This window comes from Arthrobacter koreensis (assembly GCF_009193255.1).
Taxonomy (GTDB): Bacteria; Actinomycetota; Actinomycetes; order Actinomycetales; family Micrococcaceae; genus Arthrobacter_B; species Arthrobacter_B koreensis.
Genome location: NZ_WACG01000001.1, coordinates 529,836 through 547,144, shown reverse-complemented (window position 1 = coordinate 547,144; position 17,309 = coordinate 529,836). Strand labels below are relative to the sequence as shown.

The window sequence follows — 17,309 nt, the reverse complement described above, 5'->3', positions numbered from 1 at the left end:
CAGGAGAAGTCCTTGCCCCACACCATCCCCGCCGCGGCCCTGCGGCAGTTCATCGCAGGCAAGTGGGAAGACGGCGACGGCGCCGGGCTGGCCTCGGATAATCCGGCCAGGCCCGGGGAGACCGTGGCTGCCGGACGGCAGGCTACCGCGGAGCAGCTGGAGCGTGCCGTTGCGGCAGCCTCCGCGGCGGCACCGGCGTGGTCCGCGGTCCCCATGCACGAACGCGGGGCGGTCCTGCTGCGTGCGGCCGCGCTGCTGGAAGGCTCTGCGGGGGAACTCGGGCTTGAACTCGCCCGGGAGGAGGGCAAGACCCTGGCCGAGGGCCGGGGGGAAGTGGCCCGCGCCGCGCAGATCCTGCGCTATTACGGCAATGAAGGGGACCGGCCGGCGGGAGAGGTCTTTTCCTCCCCACGACGGGGCGAACAGATCCTGGTGGTCCGCAAACCGCTGGGCGTCGTCGGCGTCGTAACGCCCTTCAACTTCCCCATCGCCATCCCGGCCTGGAAGATTGCCCCCGCGCTGGTGTACGGGAACACCGTGGTCTGGAAGCCTGCCAGCACGGTTCCCCTCCTGGCCCAGCGCCTGGCCGAGGTACTGGACGGTGCCGGCCTGCCCAAGGGCGTGCTGAACCTGGTGATGGGGCCGGGCGCGCTGGGGACGGAACTGGTGGAGCACCCGCTGCTGGACGGGCTGACGTTCACGGGATCCACCGGAGTGGGCCGCCGCCTCGCTGCGGCGGGCGCCGGACGCGGGGTGCCGGTGCAGGCTGAGATGGGCGGCAAGAATGCGGCCGTTGTCCTGGCGGGCGCGGATCTGGACCTGGCTGCCGAGCAGGTGATGTTCGGTGCCTTCCGGTCAACGGGGCAGAAATGCACCGCCACTTCCCGGCTGGTCCTCCAGGATTCGGTGGCGGATGACTTCCTGGCCCGACTGACCTCCCGGCTGCAGAACTGGAGCACCGGGGATCCTGTTGACCCGTCAGTCCTGATGGGACCGCTGGTTTCAGCCTCTGCTGCGGACGGCGTCCGCCGGGGAATCGATGAGGCGCTAGCCGGCGGCGCAACACTGGTGTTCCAGGGCGTCCTGCCCGAAGAAGCCGGCGATGCGTTCATTCCGCCCACCATCCTCGAACTGCCGGCAGGCCAGGCGGATGCCGAGGCGAACCCCGCCTGGACCGATGAATTCTTCGGCCCGGTTCTCGCCGTCCGGAGGGCCGCTGATGCCGCCCAGGCGTTTGAATGGGCAGGACAGGGCGAGTACGGGCTGTCCGCCGCCGTCTTTACCCAGGACGTCACCCGGGTGCTCGAGGCCGTGGAGGGGATCGACGTCGGAATCCTGCATGTGAACTCCGAATCCGCCGGAGCTGATCCCCACGTTCCGTTCGGCGGGGCAAGGAAATCCGGGTACGGGCCGAAGGAACAGGGGCAGTCCGCCAAGGAATTCTTCACCCACACCACCACGGTCTACCTGCGCGGCGGCAACCCTGCATAGCTCCTGCCGGGGCTCCCAGACAGGTGCGGTACCGTGAACAGGCACCCCTAGCTCCCGGAGGCTCCGCTCAATGACTCACGCCATGTATCTCTGCGGCGGCACGGCGTGGGACGGCGACGGCGCTTTTCTCCGGCTGTTCCAGCCCGACGGACGGTCCACGCTGAGACTGGATCCAGGAACCCAGCTGCGCTTCCGGGTCCGTTCCGAAGCCGCGCGCTACTGCCTGGGTTATGAGCTGCTCGGCGACGAGGGACGCACCGCCCAGCCCTGTCCGGCACAGGCGCCCGCAGAGCGGGGCTACCAGTGCAAGCGGTGCTTCTTCCAGGATGAGGGACGGCTGGTACACAACAGCCACCGCGGCGGTGACGTTCCAGCCGGACTGAAGAATTACCTGGCCCGGCCGCAGTGGCTGTACATCGCCACCTTCGCGGACGGGACCACCAAGGTTGGAACCGCCGCGGACCGGCGGAAGGCCCTGCGCCTCACCGAACAGGGGGCGCTCGCCGCCCGGTACGTGGCCCGCGCCGCCAACGGCCAGCAGGTCCGGGTGCTCGAAGACGAGGTCTCCGGCACCCTCGGCCTGCCGCAGGCCGTCCGTTCCGGCCACAAGTGTGCGGCCCTGGCGGCTCCGCTGCCGTATGACGAGCTGGACGCCATCAACGCGACCCACGCCGACGCCGCCCGGGCAGTCCTGTTCAACCTCAACCCCGAGGGCTTCGAGGTAGTGAAGGACACCTGGGAGCGTCCGAAAGCCTTCGGCACGGTCCTGGCGGAGCCGGCACCGGCGCCCTACCCGCTTGGACTGGCTGCCGGCGAACACGGACTGGTGATCTTCGGCATGCTGGGCAGCACCGCACTCGCAGCCACGGATGATCCCGGCCTGCGTTTCCTGGCGGACCTCACCGCCCTGAAAGGCCAGCGAATCGAATTCGGCGACTTCCGCACCGAGCTGCCCGCCCTCCAGCAGCAGCTGTTCTGAGAGGTCCGTTTCGGTGCCTGCAGCGCCGCGACTGTATTCTGTAGCCATGCTTAACACCCCCTGGGAAACCGGTTCGCCGCTCTACCGCCGGCTCGTAGTCATCGCGCTCTCGGTGACCGGCGCCGGCATCCTCATGGTCATCCTGGGCGCCGTGACCAACCAGCAGATCATCATGTACCTTGCCCTGCCGGTGATTGTGGTGGGCATGAGCACGCACCTGAGCGGTATGGTGGTGCGAGCCCGCGACGCCCGCCGCCGGATGAAGGGAAACCAATGAGCATCAACCCCGAGCTGGCCGGCCGGAGCTATCCGGCCGGAGAGTCCTACCAGGTAGGACGGGAAAAGATCCGGGAGTTCGCCCGGGCCGTGAAGGCGACCAGCCCGGCCCACTTCGAGATCGCGGCAGCGCAGAAGCTGGGATACGCAGACCTGGTAGCCCCTCCCACCTTCGCCATCATCGTGGCCCAGCAGGCTGACGCACAGCTGATCCGGGACCCCGGCGCCGGCATCGACTTCTCCCGGGTGGTCCACGCGGACCAGCGCTTCACCCACCACCGTCCCATCGTGGCGGGGGATGAACTGCTGGCTGAACTGCACGTGGACAACGTGCGGGCCATGGGCGACGGTGCCCTGATCACCACCCGCGCGGAAATCTCCACCGTGGAAGGCGAGAAGGTTGCCACCACACTCTCATCGATCCTCGTCCGGGGAGAGGGCCAGTAGCCATGTCGATTGCACTCAGCGAACTGCAGCCCGGACAGGAAATCGGCCGGAGCACCCTTGAGGTCAGCCGGGCGGACCTGGTCCGTTACGCCGGAGCCTCGGGAGATTTCAACCCGATTCACTGGAACGAACGCTTTGCCCGCTCCGTGGACCTTCCCGGCGTTATTGCCCACGGGATGTTCACCATGGGCGCGGCCGTGCAGCTGGTCACCGATTGGATCGGGGATCCGGGAGCCGTCCTGGATTACCAGACCCGCTTCACCCGCCCCGTGACCGTTGAAGACGTCGACGGCACTCCGGGCGCCGTCGTGGAAGTCACCGGTGTGGTCGGAGCCGTGGATGCGGACAGTTCCACGGCACGAATCGACCTGACAGTGACCTTCAACGGCCAGAAAGTTCTGGTCAAGGCACAGGCGGTTGTACGGGTCTGGTGAGCGCCCTGACCTCGATGCAGCTGGCATCCTTGACGACATCCCGCGTGGGCGGGCCGGCGTACCGCTACCTCAACGCGGAAACACCTGACGAACTGATCTCGATGGTCCGCGCGGCAGATGAGGCGTCGGAGCCCCTGCTGATCGTGGGAGGGGGTTCGAACCTGCTCATCTCCGACGCCGGTTTTGACGGCGCGGTGGTGCACGTCGGCAACCGCGGCATTGAGTTCCGGGACGGCGAGGGCGGCACCGCCGTCGTTGATGTCCAGGCCGGCCACCCATGGGATGACCTGGTGGCAAGGACCGTGACCGAAGGCTATTCAGGCCTTGAAGCGCTGTCCGGGATTCCCGGGCTGGCAGGCGCGACGCCGGTGCAGAACGTGGGTGCGTACGGTTCGGACGTCTCCCACAGCATTGTCTCGGTGCTCACCTGGGACCGCCGGGAACGCGCCCGCCGCCGCTTCGGCGCAGCGGACCTGGAATTCGGGTACCGGGATTCGCTGCTCAAGCGCACCACGGTAAACGGCTCTCCGCGCTACGTAGTCCTGAGCGTCGAATTCGCCGTGACCAAGACAAACGCCAGTGCTCCGGTGCGTTACGCCGAGCTTGCCCGCGCCCTGAACGTTGAGGTGGGGGAGAGCGCGGATACCGCCGACGTCCGCCGGGAAGTCCTGCGGCTGCGCGCCGGCAAGGGCATGGTCCTGGACCCCTCGGATCCGGACACCTACAGCACCGGGTCCTTCTTCACGAACCCCATCCTTCCCGCCCCGGACGCCGACCGGCTCCCTGCGGACGCTCCGCGCTACCCGGTGGCGGAGCCGGGCAAGGTCAAGCTCAGCGCGGCCTGGCTGATTGAGCATGCCGGTTTCGGCAAGGGCTTTGGCCTGCCGGGCAGCGCCGGGGAAGACATCGCCGGCGGACGGGCATCACTGTCCGCCAAGCACACCCTGGCCGTGACGAACCGCGGCAGCGCCACCGCCGAGGACCTCCTCGCCGTCGCCCGAGCGGTTGCCGACGGCGTCGAGCAGCGCTTTGGCATCCGGCTGCACCCGGAACCGCTGCTGATCAACTGCGCGCTGTAGCCGTTCCGCCACTGACGGCACCACGCCTTCCCGCGGAGGCCGGCACCATCTCCCTCTTCCGTCGCGCCCGATATCGCCCGGCGCGCCCTCTCCCAACGCGCCGTCGGCGCCTTCCCAGCGGCTAATTGTGCTTAGAGCTTCTAATACTTAGAATCTTTAACTATGAGTTTCGATGAGTCCCTCCAGCTGTCCCGCGAACTGCGCCCCATGCTGCCCCGGCTCTACCATCTGAGCCGCCGCCGTATTCCCGGCTGGGACCTGACAACCTCCCAGTCCTCGGCCATGAGCACCCTGGTGGACCGCGGTCCGCTGCGGATGAGTGAGCTTGCCGCGCTGGAAGGCGTCCAGCTGCCCTCGGCGACGTCCGTGGTCAACGGGCTGGTCAAGCTCGGACTGGTGGAGCGGCGGGCAGATCCGGCCGACCGGCGCGCCGTCGTTATCGATCTCACGCCTAAGGGGCGGCGCCAGGTGGACGAGCTGGTGGATCGCCGAAACCATTCCTTCGCCCTGCTGCTCGACCGGCTCGATGAACAGGACCGTCGGCTTCTGGAGGATGCCGTCCCGGCGGTGGCACGGCTTCTGTCCCTGGGGCCGGATACGCCGGAAGCGGACCAGCCCGGCAACCGTCCCGGGACGGACGACTAAAGACTTCCTTGAAAGGCGCCACAGACATGAGTAAAACTGCAGCCGTGCGGGAAGCTTCCGCACATCCACGGCTCGCGGACGCACTGCGCGGTCAGCCAAAAACCGTGTGGGTCACGGCGTTCGCCGCTGTTATCGCGTTTATGGGCATCGGCCTGGTAGACCCGATCCTGAACACGATTACCGAGGAGCTCGGTGCTTCTCCCACTGAAACCACCCTCCTCTTCGGTTCCTACCTGGGGGTTCAGGTCCTCGCCATGCTGCTGACCGGGGTGATGTCCTACCGCTTCGGCGCCAAGCGCACCCTCGTGACAGGGCTGGTGCTGATAGTGCTGGCCGCGGGGGCCTGTGCGCTGGCGAACAGCATCGAGACGCTTGTGTGGCTGCGGGCGGTCTGGGGACTGGGAAACGCCTTTTTCATCGCAACGGCGCTCTCCGTCATTGTGGGGGCCGCTGCGGGCGGGCAGGCGGGCGCAATCCTGCTGTATGAAGCAGCACTCGGTGTGGGACTTGCTGTCGGGCCGCTGCTCGGCGCAGTGCTGGGAACCATCTCGTGGCGTGGGCCCTTTGCCGGCACGGCCGTGCTGATGGCCATCGGCGTCATTCTCTGCACAGCCATGCTGGCCAAGGACAAGAACAAATCCGCGCGGCAGAAGATTCGGCTCATTGACCCGATCCTGGCGCTGCGCAACCGCAACCTGCTGCTGACTTCCCTCGGATCCGCGTTCTACACTGCGGCGTTCTTCTCCATCATTGCCTGGTCCCCGTTCGTCCTCGGGGAAGGCGCCTTCTTCGTCGGATTCGTCTTCTTTGGCTGGGGCCTCTGTGTGGCGGTTTCTTCCGTAGTGCTGGCACCGAAGGTGGCCGGCTGGTTCGGCGAACGCGGGGGAGCGGTGATTACGGTCCTCATCTACGCGCTGGTGCTGCTCGCAATGGCGGCCGGGAACAAGACGGTGGTGGTCATCGGCATCATTGTCTCGGGTATCTTCTCCGGCATCCTCAACACTCTCTTCACCGGTACGGCCATGAGCTCAGGCGCTGGACCGCGTGCGGTGAACAGTGCCGGGTATAACTTCCTGCGCTGGTTCGGCGGAGCCGTTTCGGCGATCCTGGTGGGCCATCTGGCGCAGTGGCTCGGGATGCGGGCGCCGTTCTGGGCCGGTGCCATCTGCTGTGCCGTGGCCGCGGGCCTGCTGCTTCTGCGCAGCGGAGCCGGTGACCCGGATCCGCACGCGGTTCCGGAAGCGGCGGCCGCCGTCGGCGCCGACTAGCGCGCCGGCACTGCTCGACCGCAGGCAAAGCCCAAGCACGGCAGGGCCCGGCCACAAGAAACCGCCCGTTTGATGATTCAAACGGGCGGTTTCTTCGTGCTTCGCGGGTTAGAGGTTGCCGGTGGCGATGCGCAGCATCCGGCGCAGCGGCTCGGCGGCGCCCCAGAGCAGCTGGTCACCGATGGTGAAGGCGCTGATGTACTCCGGGCCCATTTCAAGCTTGCGGATACGGCCCACGGGGATGTCCAGCGTGCCGGTCACGGCGACCGGGGTCAGGTGTTCCATGGTGGCTTCCTTGGTGTTTGGAACCACCTTGGCCCACTGGTTGTCCGCGTCGATGATCCGCTCGATCTCGGCGACGGACAGGTCCTCGGTGAGCTTCAGGGTCAGTGCCTGGGAATGTGAGCGCATGGCACCGATGCGGACGCAGAGACCGTCGAAGGGGATCCGGCCGGAATCGGAGCCGAGGCCGAGGATCTTGTTGGTCTCCGCGCCGCCCTTCCACTCTTCCTTGGACTGGCCGTTGCCCAGGTCCGCGTCGATCCACGGGATGACTGACCCTGCCAGCGGAACCCCGAACTGCGAGGAATCCATGGACGGATCCTTCTGCTGGGCCAGCACTGCGCGGTCGATTTCAAGGATGGCCGACGCCGGATCGGCCAGGTTGGCTGCCACGGCAGAGTTCAGCGAGCCGAACTGGTTCAGCAGTTCGCGCATATGGCGCGCACCGCCGCCGGAGGCCGCCTGGTAGGTCATGGACGTGCCCCACTCTACGAGGCCGTTGCGGAACAGTCCGCCCAGGCCCATGAGCATGCAGGACACGGTGCAGTTGCCGCCCACAAAGTTCTTCACGCCGCGGGCCAGGCCGGCGTCGATGACGTCCCGGTTGACCGGGTCCAGCACGATGATCGCGCTGTCGTCCATGCGCAGCGTTGACGCGGCGTCGATCCACAGGCCGTCCCAGCCGGCGTCACGCAGCTTCGGGTAGACCTCGGAGGTGTAGTCACCGCCCTGGGTGGTGACGATAATCGGCAGCTTGGCCAGCGTCTGGATGTCGTAGGCGTCCTGCAGGAAGCCGGCACCTTCAGCGAAGGACGGCGCTGCGCCGCCTGCGTTGGAGGTGGAGAAGAAGACGGGGTTGATCAGGCCGAAATCGCCTTCATCCTGCATGCGCTGCATGAGGACGGAACCGACCATGCCCCGCCAGCCGACGAAGCCCGCGGTGGGAACAGAAGAAGCTGCTGAAGTCATTCCTTCAGTCTAGGGCAGACGGTCTCAGCCGTCCTGCTCGGTTACGTTCCGGTGCCGGGTCCACAGCGCGAACCGGTACTGCAGGCCGTTGGCGGACGTGTACCAGTCCTGGGCAGGGCTGACACCGCTGAACGTCCAGTCGGCTCCCAGGTGCGGGGCATAGCTGTCGCCCTCGGTCTCGGTATTGATCACCGTGACAACCGCAACATCCGCCAGCGGTTCAGCCTCGGCGTACACCTGGGACCCGCCGACGATCCAGATCCGGCTGCTGCCCTCACTGCCCTCGGCGGCTTCCAGCGCAGCTTCCAGGGAGGGTACGACGACGGCGCCGGCCGGCTCAAGCTCGGCGGCCAGTCCTTCGCGGGAGGAGATGACGATGTTCTTCCGTCCGGGAAGCGGCCTGAACGCTTCCGGGAAGGATTCCCAGGTGCGCCGCCCCATGATGACGGGGTGGCCCAGCGTGCTGGCCTTGAAGTGGGCGAGGTCTTCGGGCAGGTGCCAGGGCATTCCGCCGTCCTTGCCAATGACGCCGTCGGAGGTCTGCGCCCAGATCATGCCGACGAGCGGCACGCCGGTGTTCCCGTAGCCCCGGGCTGCCAGGGCGTCGTCGAGTCCGAGGCCCTCTTCGCCGGAGCGGCCAACGGGGTAGTAGCGGGTTGAATCTGCGAACCTGTTCGATTCAGTCAAGACGGGGCCCTTTCACACGGCGATAGGTGCCTTGATGCCGGGATGGTGCTGGTAGTCCAGGACCTCGAAGTCATCAAGTTCGTAGTCGAAGATGCTGGCAGGCTTCCGCCTCAGCCGCAGTTTAGGATACGGGAACGGCGAGCGGGACAGCTGTTCCGTGACTTGGTCCAGGTGGTTGTCGTAAATATGCACGTCGCCGCCGGTCCAGACGAATTCGCCCGGTTCCAGGCCCACCTGCTGCGCCACCATCAGGGTGAGCAGCGCGTAGGAGGCGATGTTAAACGGCACGCCCAGGAAGGTGTCTGCCGAGCGCTGGTACAGCTGGCAGGAGAGCTTGCCGTCCGCTACGTAGAACTGGAACATGGCGTGGCACGGCGGCAGTGCCATGTTCTCCACCTCGGCAGGGTTCCACGCGGTCACTATATGCCTGCGTGAATCCGGGTTGTTCTTCAACCCGTCGATCAGCTTGGCGATCTGGTCGATCTGGCCTCCGTCCGGCGTAGGCCAGGAGCGCCACTGGACGCCGTAGACCGGCCCCAGCTCGCCGTCGTCGTCCGCCCATTCATCCCAGATGGTGACGCCGCGTTCCTGCAGCCAGCGGACGTTCGAGTCTCCGCGCAGGAACCACAGCAGCTCCAGCGCCACGGACTTGAAGTGCACGCGCTTGGTGGTGATCAGCGGGAAGGACTCGCTGAGGTCAAAACGCATCTGGCGGCCGAAGACACTGCGCGTTCCGGTGCCGGTACGGTCGGATTTCGCGGTGCCGTGCGCCAGGATGTCGCGCAGCAGGTCTTCGTACGGTGTGGGAATCGTGGTCACGGCTCCAGTCTAGTAGGGAGGGACATGGCAGAGGCCAGCGCGCTGAGGACAACGGCGTCGGGAACTCCATGCCGGCGTGCCGTCTCCGCAAGGTGTCCGACGGCGGCACTCACCTCCGCGGGTAGACCGCCCGCTTCACCCGCAGGCGCGGCAGCACGCTGCGATATGACGGTGCCCCGACGGCGAAGAGCTGTGACGGTTCCCTCAGTTTCAAGTTCCTTGTAGGCCCGGGCGACAGTCCCGGGGGCCACGCCGAGGTCGGCGGCCAGCGTGCGGATAGTGGGCAGCCTGTTCCCCGGTGCCAGGACGCCCGCGGCCGCGAGGGCGCTCACCTGTGATCGGATCTGTTCGTACGGAGGTACGGGAGAGGCCAGATCCACGCGGATCTGGGCGCTCATGTCCGTTGCGCCGGGGGACGATCATGGTTCCATCGAGATGACAGAAACTGCCCGTATCCGCGCTCATACGGGCAGTTTCTGTCATCTCGTTTAGAGGGCGCCGCCCGCGGCCTCGGGAGCGCCGGCGTCGTGCCCGCCGTCGCCCACGCGCTCGCGGGCCATGAAGTTCTCAAGATCGAACAGGTTGTCCGCCCGGCGGGCCACTGTGAGCAGCGTGCTCATGGAGGCAACCTCCTCCACCTGTTCCTTGAGGAACCAGAGCATGAACTGCTCGCCCAGCGCGTCGCCTTCCTCCCGGGCCGCTGCGAAGAGGGCCTCGATCTGCGAGGTCACCTGCTTCTCCTGTTCCAGGGCGAGGGCGATCGGCTCGACGACGTCGCTGAAGTCATTCTTCACCGGGTCGACGCCGGGAATGCGGACGGGCAGGTCCCGGTCCAGCATGTACTGAACCAGCATCATGGCGTGGTTCCGCTCTTCGACGGACTGCGCGTAGAAGTGGCGGGCCAGCTGGGGAAGGTCTTCGCCGTCGAAGTACACGGCCATGGCCACGTACTGCTGGGAAGCGTTGAACTCGTTGCCAATCTGGGCTGCCAGAAGATCAGTGAATTTGCTCATGGGGACACAATATGCCCGCTGACCTGCAGGGAAAAGGACGGATAGGCTTAGCTCGCCAAGGCTTGGCTAGCCTCAGTACCTACCCGGTACGGGCTAGTCGTCGAACGGGCGGTACTGCTCCAGGGACATGATTCGGCGGGGATTCCTGCGGCTCACCTGACAGACCACAATTTCGCCCGGCGCCAGATAGGGATCCTTGTCCGGCAGCAGCGTGGCCATCCGGTCATCCATCTGGTCGGCGAGGACGCCGAAGACCAATGGAAGCACCGGCCGGTGCGTGCACAATGCCACCGGCCGGGCTTTCTCGAACAGGTTGTCCACGGCCAGCCGCGCCTTGGCAGGCTTGCGCTTGGCATTGTGCTCGGTGATCGCATCCACGGTCTTGAACTTGGGCTTGCGGGTGTTCACGTACGGTCCCATGGTCTGCACGCACCGGAGCCATGGGCTGGACACCACCCGGTCCGGATGCCAGGCCTGCAGCAGCCGTGCCACCGCCTTTGCCTGGCGCTGGCCCGTGGCTGCCAGAGGACGGTCACCCTCTGCCCGGGCCCAGGAGGAACGCGGTTTGGCCTTCGCATGGCGGACTATGATCAGCGGCCAGGTATCCAGGTCACCGTCTTTATGGGCGCTGACGAGTGCCTCCAGCGGTAGCTTGTCGGTGGGGTTCGTCAGGAGCGCAGCGGCTTCCTCCGGGGAGCACCACCGTACGCCGTCCACTTCCTTTCCGTCGGGCCGGGGTTTGGCGTTGTTGCCGTTCGCGGCCCAGTAATGCACGGCCTTGATGCCGGAAGAGACCGGATAGCGGGTTTCCGGCAGCGCGATGCCAAGCCGGATATCCAGCCCTATTTCCTCTTTCACTTCCCGGACGGCGCATTCCGGAATGGTCTCGCCTGAGTCGAGTTTGCCCTTCGGCCAAGACCAGTCGTCATAGCGCGGCCGGTGGATGATGAGCACTTCCAGCTTGTCACCGCGCACGCGCCAGCACAGGGCACCGGCTGCGACCACCTTGGGGTCGCCGGCCAGGTCGAGGGCGGTCGCCCTGCCGTTCAGCAGCAGGGCGGCCGTGTCATCCGGTGTATCCCGGCCGTCGCCGGAAGTGTCCAGCGGCAGGTCCTCCGCAGCGGGCTCCCCGGTGTGCATCAGCGGCGGGCCACTGCGCGCTGGCGCGAGCGGGAGGCGAGCAGCCAGGACTGCACATCCTCAAGCGGGTTGCCCTCGTCATCCTTGTGGTGCCGGGTCCAGATGCCGTCTGCGTCGAGGTGCCAGCTTGCCGTCCCCGGATCGAGGTAGCGGTCCATGAGTTCGATCAGGTCTGCAATGTCCTCGGCGGATCCCAGCTGGACCAGGGCTTCCACCCTGCGGTCCAGGTTGCGGTGCATCATGTCCGCCGACCCGATGTACACCACCGGGTCCCCGCCGTTGGCGAAGGCAAAGACCCGTGAGTGCTCCAGGAAGCGGCCCAGGATGGATCGGACGGTGATGTTCTCGCTGAGGCCGGGAACTCCGGGCCGTACCGAGCAGATGCCGCGGACAATCACGTCCACGCGGACCCCGGCCTGCGACGCGCGGTACAGCGAATCGATGATGGCTTCGTCCACCATTGAATTCACCTTGATGATCACCCGGGCGTCCAGGCCTGCCTTCTTGTTGGCAATCTCGCGTTCGATCCGGTCTATGAGGCCCGAACGCACGGAGCGCGGCGCCACCAGCAGCCGCTTGAACGTTGACTTGGGTGCGTAGCCGGAGAGCTGGTTGAACAGCTTGGTCAGGTCTTCGCCAACCTTTTCGTTCGCGGTCAGCAGTCCCAGGTCCTCGTAGTAGCGGGCGGTGCGCGGGTGGTAGTTGCCCGTGCCGATGTGGCAGTAGCGCCGCAGGCCGTCCACTTCCTGGCGGACCACCAGCGACAGCTTGCAGTGGGTTTTCAGGCCCACGATCCCGTAGACCACGTGGACGCCGGCCTGCTCCAGCTTCCGTGCCCAGGAGATGTTGGCCTGCTCGTCGAACCGGGCCTTGATCTCCACGAGCGCCAGGACCTGCTTGCCGGACTCCGCGGCGTCGATCAGGGCATCGACAATGGGGGAGTCCCCGGATGTCCGGTACAGGGTCTGCTTGATGGCCTGTACCCGCGGGTCGGCTGCGGCCTGCTCCAGGAACGCCTGCACGGACGTGGAGAAGGAGTCATAGGGGTGGTGCAGCAGGATGTCCCGGCGGCGCATGGCGGCGAAAACGTCCGCCGGCTTGGACGTCTCGGATTCCTTCAGGTGCAGGGAAGTGTGCGGAACCTGCTTGGGGTAGTGCAGGTCCGGCCGGTCGATCTGGCTGATCGGACTCAGGCCGCGCAGGTCCAGCGGGCCGGGAAGGGTGTAGACCTCGTCCGCTTCCACTCCCAGCTCCCGGATCAGCAGCTGCCGGATGCTGGGATTGATGTCCGGTGTGACTTCAAGACGGACGGGCGGGCCGAAGCGGCGGCGCAGCAGTTCCTTCTCCAGCGCCTGCAGCAGGTTCTCGGCGTCGTCCTCTTCAACCTCCAGGTCCTCGTTGCGGGTCACCCGGAAGGTGTAGTGCTCCACCACGTCCATGCCGGGGAAGAGCTGGTCAAGGTGCTCGGCAATGACGTCCTCAAGCGGAATGAACCGGGCCGTGCGTCCGGCAACGTTCCCGGCACGCGGGCCGTCCACCGAGATGAGGCGCGGCAGCTGGTCCGGAACCTTCACGCGGGCGAAGAATTCCTTGCCGCTCACCGGATTGCGGACCACGACGGCGAGGTTCAGTGAAAGCCCCGAAATGTAGGGGAACGGGTGGGCCGGGTCCACGGCCAGCGGCGTAAGGATGGGGAAGACCTTGGCCGCGAACTGCCGGTGGAGCTGCGCCTTGGAGGCGTCGTCGAGGTCCTGCCAGCCCACCAAATGGATGTTTTCCTTCTCCAGGGCGGGGCGGATCTGCCGGGCGAAGACTTCGGCATGCCGCTGCTGGAGCCGGTAGCCGGCCTCGGTGATCTGCTCCAGCTGTTCCACCGGGCTCAGGCCCGCGGCGGACGGCACTGCCAGTCCGGTGGCGATGCGCCGCTTCAGCCCGGCCACCCGGACCATGAAGAACTCGTCCAGGTTGGAGGCAAAGATGGAGAGGAAGTTGACGCGCTCGAGCAGGTAGAGGTCAGGATCTTCCGCCAGCTCCAGCACCCGGGCATTGAAGTGCAGCCAGCTGATCTCCCGGTCAAGGAAACGCTCGGGGGTTATGTCGCCGCTGGGCAGCAGTGCCGGCCCAAAATCCGGAATGTCGATGCGGTCCTGTGTGGCCCGCGGCGCAGGCATCGCCTCGGACGACCCAAAGGGCGACCGTGCGCCGGCTGCGGTATCGGAATCCATAGTGTTTCTCCCCTGGCAGTTCTGGCAGGCCCGGCACCCCTGCAGCGCAGGGGCACAGCGCCCTCTCCTCAACCCTACAATCAGCAGGCGGCTATTCGGCGGCGTACATCACGTCCACGTCCCAGCGCACAAAGCCCAGCTTGCGGTAGAGGGACACCGCGGCCGTGTTGTCTGCGTCTACATAGAGCATGACGGCGTCCAGGCCGGAGTCGTGCAGGTAGCTGATACCGGCAAGGGTCAGGGCTTTTCCAAGTCCTGTTCCCTGCGCCTGGGGAGTCACGCCCACCACGTAGACCTCCCCGATGGCCGGGTGGCTCCCGCTGCGGGGATGGACCTTGGTCCAGTGGAAGCCCAGCAGCTCGCCGTCGGATTCGCGGACGGCGAGCAGGAAACCGCTGGGATCGAACCAGTCTTCGGCCATTCTCGCTTCGAGGTCCGCCCGGGTCATGGATCCCTGCTCCGGGTGATGGGCGAATGCGGCGGCGTTTGCCGCGAGCCAGGCGTCCTCATCCTGGCCGGGAACGAAGGCACGTACCTGCACGCCGTCGGGTACCTTGGCCGTGGGCAGGCCCTGGGACAGTGCGTCGTGGGAGAGCCGCATCCGCCACAGCTCGCGCACCGGGTGGAACCCGAAGCGGGCAGCGAGCTTCACCGCCGCTTCATGGTTCCCGTGTGACCAGGCCTTGAAGTCCTGCCCGGCGTCCTTCCGCGCGGCTTCTGCCAATGCGGTGCCAACACCCTTGTTGCGGTAATTGGGGTGGACCACCAGTTCCAGTACGCCGGGCTCGTCCTCAGCTGAGACGGTGAGCACGGCGGCCCCGGCGAGTTCCTGCGCGGTGGCGGGGTCCGAGTGCTCGTCATGGGTCAGTGCCAGGAAGACCCGTACCTGGTCCGGGTCCGCGCTGGTTGAGCGCAGGTCAACCAGTGTCTGCTCGGAGAAAGGGGGATTGCCGTCGGCTTCGGCAGCTGCCGCGGCCAGCTCCAGGATGCCGCGGAGCGCGGATTCTTCCGGGGTGCCGCGCGTTGTGAGGACAGGCCATGTGGTCAGGGGGTTCTCGCTCATTGAAGAAGACTAACCACTCAGGCCGCAGTGCGGGAGACGGCTTACGCTTCGTGCCCGGCCACGGCTGCCTGCTCCTCGTGGGTGCGTGCCTTCGCGAAGCGGTAGCCGACGTTGCGGACGGTGCCGATCAGGTTCTCATGGTCAGGGCCCAGCTTCGCCCTCAGCCGCCGGACGTGGACGTCTACGGTGCGGGTGCCGCCGTAGTAGTCGTAGCCCCACACCTCATGCAGGAGCTGGTCGCGGGTGAAGACCCGCCCGGGGTGCTGTGCGAGGTACTTGAGCAGTTCAAACTCTTTGTAGGTCAGGTTCAGGGCCGTGCCGCTGACGCGGGCGGTGTAGCTGGCCTCATCAATGACGACGCCGGAGGCGTGGATTTCGGTGCTGGATTCCTCCGCGGCCGCCTGGGTCCGGGAAACGGCCAGGCGAAGCCGGGCTTCCAGCTCGGCAGGACCTGCGGTGTCCAGGACGACGTCGTCTGCCAGCCAGTTGGCCGCGACCGCGGCCATCCCGCCCTCCGTAAGGACCAGAACCAAGGGAGTGCCCAGGCCGGTTGCCTTGAGCAGCTGGGTTAGTGAGCGCGCACCAACCAGGTCCTTGCGTGCGTCAACGAGGACGACGTCGCACGGGTCGATGTCCAGGAGTGCGGTTGGTTCCGCGGGGAGGATGTGGACCCTGTGGTTGAGCAGTTCCAGGGCAGGGAGGACTTCAACTGATGACCCCGGGCTGTTGGTCAGGAGCAGAATGTGCGACATAGTTCCTCCGAAAGTTAGGCGCACATCATCGGGCACGTTATCCCATCCGGTCCCCAGCGGCCGAAGAGTGGTTGAAAGTATACCCAGCGGCGCCCCGGCGCCCTGTAGCTTTTATCCGCGCTGCGTAATAAGGCAGTATGACTAGGGTGAAACTTTGGAGCATAGCGGTGCCGGCGGCAACTGTACTGGTCGGAATCGTGGCGGCATCCTTTGTTTCCCCCGAAGCCACGGCACTGTTCACCGGAGCCGCCGCTGCAGTGGCTGGTTTCGGCTGGCCCTATCTCCTTGGTGTCCCGGCCCGCAAGACCCAGGGGCTGGTGCTTGCACTCGTCGGCGCAGGCGGGGTTGCAGCCGCCTACTTCGCACCCGCCACCGCCATGCTTACCTGGATGCCCGGCATCGTCGCCGTTGGCGTCGGGGCTGTGTTCCTCATCCAGCTGCTGCGCGGCACGGGGCAGCCGCACCGGCTTGAGTCCACGATCGGCGTGATCGCCGGGGCCCTCGTTGCGGGGATGGCAGCGGGCTGGGTCGCAGCGGACCGCCTGCCGGGCGGGAATGGATCCGAAGGACTCATCTCTGCCGGGGCCGCGGCCATCGCAGTGGCCATCCTGATCTCCCTGATTCCGCTTGCGGACCGCATTACCGCACCGATCGGGGTGGTTGCCGGGGCCCTCGCGGGCGCCGGGGCAGCCGCACTGGTGACCGGCCTGCCTCTGGCGGCGGGTGCCTTCGTCGGAGTGCTGTGTGCAGCGGTGATCGTTGCTGTACGCCGGCTCGTGCTGATCCGGGACGATTCTCCGGGCGTCCTGGGAATCATCGCGGCGGGCGCCTCTCCGGTACTGGCTCTGGGTACCGCCGTGTACTTTGCCGGCCGGCTCCTGGTCCCCTAGGTCCGCGGCCGGGAGTCACAAGAGACAAAGACCCTGCGGGGCGGGTTAGGATGTAGGCATGTCGCTTCTTGCTCTTGAAATCTTCTTCATTGTCCTTCTGGGTGTCACTGGCCTGGCCATGGCAGGTTTCGCAGCCCTCGTTGTTTCCCGCCTGTACAAAGGCCAGAAGTAACCCGAAACGCACAACCGCCCGAACTGACCAGGGAAGGGTCCGGCCATGCCAATGGAGATCCCCACAGACCTCACGCCCGAACTCGTGCCGCTGTCCTGGCTCCTGGGAGTCTGGGAAGGAACCGGCCGCCTTGGTGAAGGCGATGCGGAGTCCGAGCACTTCTCCCAGCGGGTCACGTGCCGGCAAAACGGCCTGCCCTACCTGCAGTACACGGCGGAGAGCTGGCTGACGGACGAGGCCGGGACAGTGCTGCGCCCCCTCGCCGTCGAGACCGGCTTCTGGGCACTGGACCGTCCGCTGAACGACGCCGACGGCGGCCCGGGCCTTATCCCCGCGGACATTGTCCCGGCCCTGCGCAGCGCCGACGAGGTTGAAGAACTCCGCAACGACTCAGGCGGCTTCGACATCACGGCAACCATCGTGCACCCCGGCGGGATTGCGGAACTCTATTACGGCCAGATCAAGGGCCCGCAGATCCAGCTCACCACGGATCTGGTGATGCGCGGCGTGAACTCCAAGGAGTACACCGCCGCCACCCGGATCTACGGGCTGGTAAACGGCGATCTCTACTGGCGCTGGGATGTCGCGGCCGATGGCAAGGCGCTTGAAGCGCATGCCTCCGCGATCCTCAAGAAACGGGACTGATCCCCGCAGACCGGGGGACCGGAATACCACTAC

General features: G+C 66.4%; 19 protein-coding genes. 10 read left to right on the top strand and 9 right to left on the bottom strand.

The genetic code is table 11. The features are described 5' to 3' along the window. Positions 1–12 precede the first annotated feature (12 nt). The 8 genes from GD628_RS02515 (at position 13) to GD628_RS02480 (ending at position 6,619) form a co-directional block, all read left to right on the top strand. On the top strand, positions 13–1,491 hold the full coding sequence (locus GD628_RS02515) for an aldehyde dehydrogenase family protein (protein WP_226802305.1): 1,479 nt from the start codon (positions 13–15) through the stop codon (positions 1,489–1,491). Between the two features lie 70 nt (positions 1,492–1,561). Further along, on the top strand, positions 1,562–2,470 hold the full coding sequence (locus GD628_RS02510; protein ID WP_152273727.1) for a DUF2797 domain-containing protein: 909 nt from the start codon (positions 1,562–1,564) through the stop codon (positions 2,468–2,470). A gap of 46 nt (positions 2,471–2,516) precedes the next feature. Next, complete coding sequence (locus GD628_RS02505) at positions 2,517–2,747, top strand: hypothetical protein (protein WP_091602508.1); 231 nt, start codon at positions 2,517–2,519, stop codon at positions 2,745–2,747. After that, positions 2,744–3,193 carry an FAS1-like dehydratase domain-containing protein gene (locus GD628_RS02500; RefSeq protein WP_091602511.1) on the top strand — a complete coding sequence of 150 codons (450 nt, stop codon included), beginning with the start codon at positions 2,744–2,746 and terminating at the stop codon, positions 3,191–3,193. The genes GD628_RS02505 and GD628_RS02500 overlap by 4 nt, the downstream gene beginning before the upstream one ends. Positions 3,194–3,195: 2 nt before the next feature. Further along, positions 3,196–3,627 carry a MaoC family dehydratase gene (locus GD628_RS02495; RefSeq protein ID WP_152273726.1) on the top strand — a complete coding sequence of 144 codons (432 nt, stop codon included), beginning with the start codon at positions 3,196–3,198 and terminating at the stop codon, positions 3,625–3,627. Positions 3,628–3,632: 5 nt separating this feature from the next. Next, a complete protein-coding gene (locus GD628_RS02490; RefSeq protein WP_091603730.1) occupies positions 3,633–4,706 on the top strand; it encodes a UDP-N-acetylmuramate dehydrogenase in 1,074 nt (357 codons plus the stop codon). Between the two features lie 162 nt (positions 4,707–4,868). Then, the gene (locus tag GD628_RS02485; RefSeq protein ID WP_152273725.1) at positions 4,869–5,351 is read left to right on the top strand and encodes a MarR family winged helix-turn-helix transcriptional regulator; all 483 of its coding nucleotides are present in this window, start codon (positions 4,869–4,871) and stop codon (positions 5,349–5,351) included. Between the two features lie 26 nt (positions 5,352–5,377). Continuing rightward, entirely contained in the window at positions 5,378–6,619 is a 1,242-nt protein-coding gene (locus GD628_RS02480) for an MFS transporter (protein WP_091602519.1), read from the top strand. A 108-nt stretch (positions 6,620–6,727) separates the two neighbouring features. On the opposite strand, the gene asd is transcribed toward GD628_RS02480, so the two are convergent. The 9 genes from asd to GD628_RS02435 form a co-directional block, all read right to left on the bottom strand. Next, positions 6,728–7,870 carry an aspartate-semialdehyde dehydrogenase gene (gene asd / locus GD628_RS02475; protein ID WP_091602522.1) on the bottom strand — a complete coding sequence of 381 codons (1,143 nt, stop codon included), beginning with the start codon at positions 7,868–7,870 and terminating at the stop codon, positions 6,728–6,730. A 24-nt stretch (positions 7,871–7,894) separates the two neighbouring features. Next, a complete protein-coding gene (locus tag GD628_RS02470) occupies positions 7,895–8,557 on the bottom strand; it encodes a dihydrofolate reductase (RefSeq protein ID WP_226802304.1) in 663 nt (220 codons plus the stop codon). A gap of 12 nt (positions 8,558–8,569) precedes the next feature. Beyond that, positions 8,570–9,376, bottom strand: a complete 807-nt coding sequence (locus tag GD628_RS02465; protein ID WP_091602525.1) for a thymidylate synthase — start codon at positions 9,374–9,376, stop codon at positions 8,570–8,572. Beyond that, the gene (locus GD628_RS02460) at positions 9,373–9,774 is read right to left on the bottom strand and encodes a GntR family transcriptional regulator (RefSeq protein ID WP_152273724.1); all 402 of its coding nucleotides are present in this window, start codon (positions 9,772–9,774) and stop codon (positions 9,373–9,375) included. Before GD628_RS02460 ends, GD628_RS02465 begins: the two co-directional genes overlap by 4 nt. Positions 9,775–9,864: 90 nt before the next feature. Next, positions 9,865–10,389, bottom strand: coding sequence for a ferritin (locus GD628_RS02455; protein WP_091602530.1), 525 nt, complete (start codon positions 10,387–10,389; stop codon positions 9,865–9,867). Between the two features lie 93 nt (positions 10,390–10,482). Next, positions 10,483–11,529: an NUDIX hydrolase gene (locus GD628_RS02450; protein ID WP_152273723.1), complete on the bottom strand. Its 1,047-nt coding sequence runs from the start codon at positions 11,527–11,529 to the stop codon at positions 10,483–10,485. Then, complete coding sequence (locus GD628_RS02445) at positions 11,529–13,754, bottom strand: RNA degradosome polyphosphate kinase (RefSeq protein WP_091602536.1); 2,226 nt, start codon at positions 13,752–13,754, stop codon at positions 11,529–11,531. The genes GD628_RS02450 and GD628_RS02445 overlap by 1 nt, the downstream gene beginning before the upstream one ends. Before the next feature lie 91 nt (positions 13,755–13,845). Continuing rightward, positions 13,846–14,817, bottom strand: coding sequence for a mycothiol synthase (gene mshD / locus GD628_RS02440; protein ID WP_152273722.1), 972 nt, complete (start codon positions 14,815–14,817; stop codon positions 13,846–13,848). A gap of 41 nt (positions 14,818–14,858) precedes the next feature. Then, on the bottom strand, positions 14,859–15,569 hold the full coding sequence (locus tag GD628_RS02435; RefSeq protein ID WP_091602542.1) for a winged helix-turn-helix transcriptional regulator: 711 nt from the start codon (positions 15,567–15,569) through the stop codon (positions 14,859–14,861). Between the two features lie 137 nt (positions 15,570–15,706). On the opposite strand from GD628_RS02435, the gene GD628_RS02430 reads away from it, so the two are divergent. Together GD628_RS02430 and GD628_RS02425 are read left to right on the top strand one after the other, a co-directional pair. Further along, entirely contained in the window at positions 15,707–16,459 is a 753-nt protein-coding gene (locus GD628_RS02430) for a hypothetical protein (protein WP_152273721.1), read from the top strand. A gap of 217 nt (positions 16,460–16,676) precedes the next feature. After that, positions 16,677–17,276 (top strand): nitrobindin family protein, encoded by a 600-nt coding sequence (locus GD628_RS02425; RefSeq protein ID WP_152273720.1) that lies wholly within the window; start codon positions 16,677–16,679, stop codon positions 17,274–17,276. The last annotated feature ends 33 nt before the right edge of the window (positions 17,277–17,309 follow it).

Coding starts and splice junctions, on each gene's coding strand:
- GD628_RS02460 (WP_152273724.1), bottom strand. CDS start 9,774: ATGAGCGCCCAGATCCGCGTGGATCTGGCCTCTCCCGTACCTCCGTAC.
- GD628_RS02485 (WP_152273725.1), top strand. CDS start 4,869: ATGAGTTTCGATGAGTCCCTCCAGCTGTCCCGCGAACTGCGCCCCATG.
- GD628_RS02445 (WP_091602536.1), bottom strand. CDS start 13,754: ATGGATTCCGATACCGCAGCCGGCGCACGGTCGCCCTTTGGGTCGTCC.
- GD628_RS02480 (WP_091602519.1), top strand. CDS start 5,378: ATGAGTAAAACTGCAGCCGTGCGGGAAGCTTCCGCACATCCACGGCTC.
- GD628_RS02450 (WP_152273723.1), bottom strand. CDS start 11,529: ATGCACACCGGGGAGCCCGCTGCGGAGGACCTGCCGCTGGACACTTCC.
- GD628_RS02425 (WP_152273720.1), top strand. CDS start 16,677: ATGCCAATGGAGATCCCCACAGACCTCACGCCCGAACTCGTGCCGCTG.
- asd (WP_091602522.1), bottom strand. CDS start 7,870: ATGACTTCAGCAGCTTCTTCTGTTCCCACCGCGGGCTTCGTCGGCTGG.
- GD628_RS02435 (WP_091602542.1), bottom strand. CDS start 15,569: ATGTCGCACATTCTGCTCCTGACCAACAGCCCGGGGTCATCAGTTGAA.
- GD628_RS02495 (WP_152273726.1), top strand. CDS start 3,196: ATGTCGATTGCACTCAGCGAACTGCAGCCCGGACAGGAAATCGGCCGG.
- GD628_RS02430 (WP_152273721.1), top strand. CDS start 15,707: ATGACTAGGGTGAAACTTTGGAGCATAGCGGTGCCGGCGGCAACTGTA.
- GD628_RS02455 (WP_091602530.1), bottom strand. CDS start 10,389: ATGAGCAAATTCACTGATCTTCTGGCAGCCCAGATTGGCAACGAGTTC.
- GD628_RS02510 (WP_152273727.1), top strand. CDS start 1,562: ATGACTCACGCCATGTATCTCTGCGGCGGCACGGCGTGGGACGGCGAC.
- GD628_RS02505 (WP_091602508.1), top strand. CDS start 2,517: ATGCTTAACACCCCCTGGGAAACCGGTTCGCCGCTCTACCGCCGGCTC.
- mshD (WP_152273722.1), bottom strand. CDS start 14,817: ATGAGCGAGAACCCCCTGACCACATGGCCTGTCCTCACAACGCGCGGC.
- GD628_RS02500 (WP_091602511.1), top strand. CDS start 2,744: ATGAGCATCAACCCCGAGCTGGCCGGCCGGAGCTATCCGGCCGGAGAG.